At 64.2% G+C, this 416-nt stretch carries 1 protein-coding gene and 1 pseudogene; one reads left to right on the top strand and one right to left on the bottom strand.

What is annotated here, in order from left to right; translation table 11 throughout:
• Positions 1-189, top strand: a pseudogene (locus AC5RWX_RS34360) (LuxE/PaaK family acyltransferase); the annotation flags it as partial.
• Between the two features lie 29 nt (positions 190-218).
• On the opposite strand, the gene AC5RWX_RS34365 reads toward AC5RWX_RS34360, so the two are convergent.
• Positions 219-416, bottom strand: a 198-nt coding sequence (locus AC5RWX_RS34365; RefSeq protein ID WP_494100590.1) for a TrmH family RNA methyltransferase, incomplete at its 5' end; no start/stop codon positions are given.

The following is a 416-nucleotide window of genomic DNA, read 5'->3' on the forward strand; positions in this document are numbered from 1 at the left end:
TTCCTCCTCACCGACGACATGGGCGACGTCGAGACCGGCACCTGCGGATGCGGCAGAACCGGCCAGGTCATCAACTTCCGCCGCCGGGGGCAGGGCGGCGGGCTTGGCCACTGCCCCGTCAGCATCGAGCGCTACCGCGGTTCGGGCGCTACCCCGAACGATAAGACGCCGTCGCTTGTGAAGGCCTAAGTCAGGAAACGCAGTCGGGGCGGTTCGGCCTACCGCGTCGCATAGAACGCAACCGCCGACGACGCAGCAACATTCAGCGAATCCACGCCATTCATCATCGGAATCGTCACGCGCGCGTCGAGCAACCGATCAGTCTCGGGCTCCAGCCCATCACCTTCGGTACCGAAGACCAACACCAGATTCTGATGATCCTGGGCCACCAGCTCGTCAAGAGTGATCGCCCCCTC

Source organism: Arthrobacter sp. SPT-J7, assembly GCF_059089965.1.